Source organism: Bacillus sp. HNG (genome assembly GCF_003400205.1).
GTDB lineage: Bacteria > Bacillota > Bacilli > Bacillales > Bacillaceae_L > Ferdinandcohnia.
The window spans coordinates 1-4,618 of record NZ_QUQV01000038.1 but is presented as its reverse complement, the minus strand read 5'-3'; the positions used below and the strand labels follow the sequence as shown (position 1 = coordinate 4,618).

The window sequence follows — 4,618 nt, the reverse complement described above, 5'->3', positions numbered from 1 at the left end:
AAGATAATGGCTAACGACTTTAAATCGTTAGTCATTTTTAAATCTTTCGTTAAGTACATGTCTACAATGAAAGAACACATAATAATTTTAATTTTTTTACAAAAAGGTATTGATAACCGGCCGTATCAGTGTAATGTTCTTCAATTGTAAGGTCAGATTCATGATGTAATAATCCATCTATTACATGTACGGCATCCCTTGCATTTGTATTAATAACTTTTGCATAAAAGGATGAAAACTGATCACTTGTAAAACGATAAATGGTCGTACCTTTCCCAGTTCCGTAATGAGGATTTGAATCTGCATGTAACGATGATACACCAACAGGAACACGCATACCATCGGAAGATGATGTTGTCCCATCTCCCCAATATGTAGATAAAGATAGACGGTGCTGATAATTTACAAGTGTAGCTTGAGCGCGAATCATAGCATCTTCATGTAATCTCCATTGCATAACATTGGCCATCTGACGATATGAAATATCAGGAGTTGCTTCTGCCATTTTAGTTAATCCAATATTTGTCCCCATCGCCATTAATGAAGCCATCACAATAGACCTTTCCTCACCTTTGGGCGGTTGATTTGAAGAAGCGTGAACAAATGACTCTTCAAATCCAGTCCATTCAGCTACCTCCATTAATAAATCAGTAAGTTTAACTCTTGGAAGCATATTATAAAGCGATAAGCTGAAACTTCTAGCTTCTTCAGGAGTATCAGCTTGAAGTCTCTCAACATGTATCTTTTGTTTTTCAATGTTGATACTTTCAACTTTATCAATATTTTTGGAAATCCATTGAAGTTTCGTATTTAAAGTTTCACATCTTTCCTGTATATACTGTTCAAAACTTACATTAACAGCTATATTAGTCCCTTTAATCTTTGCTTTTCCCCAATCATCTTTTGACACTAAATATTCTTCAAAATCCTTATGTAATCGACTACCTTCAACCCAAACATCACCGGAACGGATATAGTTTTTGAGTTCTGTTAAGGCAGCCATTTCATAATATTGACGGTTAATGTTACCTTCATCATCAAAAACATGTTTTTGCCAACGTTTAGGAACAAAACTCAAAGGTGAGCCATCAGGGATCTTCCTTTTTCCAGAATCATTTAATTCGTGTATGGTATCTAATGCTTTCAATAAAGGCTCTGCTGATTTAGTAGATTTGAACACTAAGGAATCCAACAGGCTTGGAGTATATTTCCTTAAATAGTTATATCGAGTTTTTATTAAATCAAGGTAATCATAATCCATTGGTCTTGATAATAATTTAGCTTCCTCAATCGATTCTACAATTTTCTCCCACGGCATTACTTGCTCTAATGCCACATAGGGATCGATCCCTTCCTCTTTGGCTTTAATTAAAGCCGTTCCTATATCTGCGTAATGCACAACTTTTTCATTTACTGACTTTCCATTTTGTTTTTGCATCTCTTCTTGCGTTTTTCTGCCTTTTGCTTGTAACACCATCATTTGTCTATCATGAATTTCAATGGCATGGTCAGTTAAGTCTTGGGAGAGAGTGATTAAGTGAGCGACCAATAATGCATATCTTTTATCTTCGTTAAATCTTCTAAAAGAATGGGGTTCATATCTAGCCCCAATTCGTGCCAATTGTAAAAGTCTATTGGGGTGTATTAATGCCGTATTGGCTGCAATATTCATTTCTTTAATGTACTTTAATCTTTTTATGACCTTTAAAAAAGAATCTGGTGACGACTGTCCGGGAATTTCCCGAAGCCAAGCTAATTGGGTTTTATTATTATTTACCGTTAAATCGATTAACTTTTCTAGTTCACGCTTATGTCTTTCGGAAAGATTACTTGTTAGTATGGCATATATTCTTTTCTCTGCACGCGTTCTTGCTAACCAAACCATCCTTTCGATTGTTGGGATGGCAGGAAGGATTATTTTTTCCTTTCTTAATAAACCAATTGCTGTGCGTACTAGATACATCGAATTCCCATTTTCCAATGCGGATTTTAAAAGAACATTAGAAATCGTACGATAATCACTGTTATTAAAGTTTCTATATCCATAAACTTGACGTATTTCTTCTAAATGCTCACGTCTAGTTGTATCACGTTGAGCATATGAAGAGTAAACCTCTGGATCTAAATTAATTTGATTAGCAACATATTTAATAAGGTTTTCGGGTATTTCTCACATATTAATTAAAGAACAACCGGGGTTTCTAAGAATGCATAATTGGAGTGCGAACCCTAAGCGATTATGATCTCTTCTATGACGATTTATAACATCAATATCATAGTCAGATAGACTGTAATAAGAAGTAAATTCAAATTCTGATAAATTATTAAGGTTTAAAATTTCCTTGCGCTGTTCTGGTGTCAGTAGTTCTTTTACACTCAAGTTAAATCAATCCTTATTAATAATTTTGGTATGCGCCTAATTTACTTTGTCTAAGTATCTATACAGTGAGGTTTTGCTGATTCCTGTTGCTTCTGTAATTTGGTTGATTGTATAATCCTTGCTTTTATACATTTTAATCGCCATTTCAACTTTGTCCTTTTTCTTCGATGGTCTGCCACCTTTCCTTCCTCTGGATCTTGCTGCTTGAAGCCCTGATTTTGTCCTTTCGCTAATAATATCTCGTTCTAACTCTGCAATATTTGCCATTGTACGAAAGAAAAACTTCCCCATTGCAGTTGAAGTATCAATACTGTCATTAATAGAGACAAAATCTACGCCCAGATCATTGAATAATTCACTAAGTTCAATTAGATGTTTTGTAGAACGTGAAATACGATCCAGTTTATATACAACAATTTTGTCGCCACTGCGTAAGACTTTAAGAAGTTCTTCAAGTTGGGGTCTATCTTTTCTAGTTCCGGTCAATTTTTCTTTATAAATTTTTTCTACCCCAAACTTTGTAAGTGCATCAACTTGCATATCCAAGTTTTGTTCCTCCGTACTTACACGTGCATAACCAAATATCATCATTCATCACCTGCAAAAGTAGTTTATAACCCTATATTAGCACCTAAAACGGTATCATATACTAAAAATGTTACTTTGATTTTGGGAATGAGTTTTGGTTCTATAGATTAATAGAAATAGGTTGTTTTTTTAAAAATATTTATAAGTACCATAAACGGTCGTTTATGGTTCATCAACTCCTTACAATAATTGAATTAAGACATTATGTTATTTTAGATATTGAAATTAAATTATAATAATTGTATATTATGTATATAATGTATATCAAGTACATATACAGTTGAAAAAAGAGGGTTCCTATGAAAATAATTATTAAAAATGGTTCCGAGCAACCGTTATATCAACAAATAAAGGATCAAATTAAAGGTGGAATTCTTCGTCAGGAATTAAAAGAAGGTGAAAAACTTCCGTCCATTCGTTCATTAGCAAATGATTTACATGTTAGTGTTCTTACAACAAAAAGAGTATATGACGAATTAGAAAAGGAAGGATTTATTGTAACAACCGTTGGAAAAGGTTCATTTGTAGCATCCGACAACTTAGAGATGCTGTCGGAATCTAAAAGGCACATGATTGAAAAAAAGCTTTCAGAGGCGTGGCAGATGGCTAAAACTCTAGGAATAAATAAACAAGAACTTTATTTAATGATGGATATCATTTTTGAAGAGGATGATGAGTGATGACAGCTGTTTTAGATGTGAAAAACTTAAAGAAAGAGTTAGATACTTTCAGCTTAGATAAAGTGGACTTTTTATTAAAAGAAGGTTGTATAACTGGTTTTATCGGAATTAATGGTTCCGGAAAAACAACAACTATAAAAACCATACTTGGACTCTATCCGAAGAACGAAGGTAGTATTAAGTTTTTTGGTAAAGAAATAGAAAAAAATGAGTACATAGTAAAGAATCGTATCGGGGTAGTTTTAGATGAAGGCTATTTTTATGAAGAAATGACATTGAAAGAAATGAAAAGTATTATTGCTCCTGCATATACGAACTGGGATGAATCTGTTTTTTTAAAGTATATCAATCGATTTAATTTGAAATTAAACCAAAAAATTGCAACCTTATCAAAAGGTATGCGAATGAAATTTGCCATTACTTTAGCTCTTTCTCATCATGCTGATCTATTGATAATGGATGAGCCAACAAGTGGTCTTGACCCATTAATTCGTAATGAGTTAATGGAGATACTTTTAGATTTCATGGAAGAGGATGGAAAGAGTGTATTCTTTTCTACTCATATAACTTCTGATTTAGATAAAATAGCTGACATGCTTATATTGATTGATAAAGGCAGAATCATATTCAACGAAAGTAAAGATGAACTACTGGATAGGCATGCTTTGGTAAAAGGAGATAATAGTTTAATCAATGAACATACAAGAAGGTTATTTTTAAGTTTGCGTCAAACAGCAGTTGGCTTCGAAGGAATTACAGACAAATTAGACGTAGTACGTGAACAAATGAACGATTGTCTAATAGAGAGGCCTTCCATTGAAAATATAATGTTAGCCTATGTAAAGGAGCATTCCTGTAATAAAGAAATTTGAGAGTTGAAACAAAAAGAGCCCTCTTGGTATAGTACGAGGTGTCCGAAGCTGCAGCGCAAGGACCCTTAATTAAGTAACCAAGGAGGACTCACTAATGA

Annotated in this window: 3 protein-coding genes and 1 pseudogene; 2 read left to right on the top strand and 2 right to left on the bottom strand. The window is 33.5% G+C overall.

Annotated features, from left to right (window positions below):
- Positions 1-112: 112 nt before the first annotated feature.
- Both DZB84_RS24475 and DZB84_RS24465 read right to left on the bottom strand, forming a co-directional pair.
- Positions 113-2,380 (bottom strand): annotated as a pseudogene (locus tag DZB84_RS24475) (Tn3 family transposase); the annotation flags it as partial.
- A gap of 36 nt (positions 2,381-2,416) precedes the next feature.
- Complete coding sequence (locus DZB84_RS24465; RefSeq protein WP_116354896.1) at positions 2,417-2,968, bottom strand: recombinase family protein; 552 nt, start codon at positions 2,966-2,968, stop codon at positions 2,417-2,419.
- A gap of 299 nt (positions 2,969-3,267) precedes the next feature.
- On the opposite strand from DZB84_RS24465, the gene DZB84_RS24460 reads away from it, so the two are divergent.
- Entirely contained in the window at positions 3,268-3,648 is a 381-nt protein-coding gene (locus DZB84_RS24460) for a GntR family transcriptional regulator (RefSeq protein WP_053474821.1), read from the top strand.
- Entirely contained in the window at positions 3,648-4,520 is an 873-nt protein-coding gene (locus tag DZB84_RS24455; RefSeq protein WP_116354895.1) for an ABC transporter ATP-binding protein, read from the top strand. The genes DZB84_RS24460 and DZB84_RS24455 overlap by 1 nt, the downstream gene beginning before the upstream one ends.
- Positions 4,521-4,618: the final 98 nt, after the last annotated feature.

Coding starts and splice junctions, on each gene's coding strand:
- DZB84_RS24465 (WP_116354896.1), bottom strand. CDS start 2,968: ATGATATTTGGTTATGCACGTGTAAGTACGGAGGAACAAAACTTGGAT.
- DZB84_RS24460 (WP_053474821.1), top strand. CDS start 3,268: ATGAAAATAATTATTAAAAATGGTTCCGAGCAACCGTTATATCAACAA.
- DZB84_RS24455 (WP_116354895.1), top strand. CDS start 3,648: ATGACAGCTGTTTTAGATGTGAAAAACTTAAAGAAAGAGTTAGATACT.